1 protein-coding gene is annotated in these 296 nt (G+C 60.5%); it reads right to left on the reverse strand.

Annotation, left to right across the window (positions count from 1 at the left end; all coding sequences use genetic code 11):
• A partial coding sequence (locus NE473_RS31570) for an L-threonylcarbamoyladenylate synthase (RefSeq protein ID WP_256265677.1) occupies positions 1–296 on the reverse strand: 296 nt, incomplete at both ends.

The following is a 296-nucleotide window of genomic DNA, read 5'->3' on the forward strand; positions in this document are numbered from 1 at the left end:
GGTGGATTCCACACCGATCCCAACCGGACCTCCGTCCACAATCATATCGATCTTCCCATTCATATCCTGCCATACGTGATCCGCCGTCGTAGGACTGGGCCGCCCCGATGTGTTGGCACTGGGTGCCGCTACCGGCACGCCGGACAGCCGGATGAGCGTCATGGCCACAGGGTCGCTGGGCATGCGGACCGCCACCATATCCAGTCCTCCTGTCGTGCCGTATGGGACAGCGTCACTCTTTGGAAATATCATGGTCAGCGGTCCCGGCCAGAACGCTTCCATCAGTTTCTTTGCCG

Source organism: Hungatella sp. SL.1.14 (assembly GCF_024460495.1).
In the GTDB taxonomy this organism is placed as follows: Bacteria; Bacillota; Clostridia; order Lachnospirales; family Lachnospiraceae; genus Hungatella; species Hungatella hathewayi.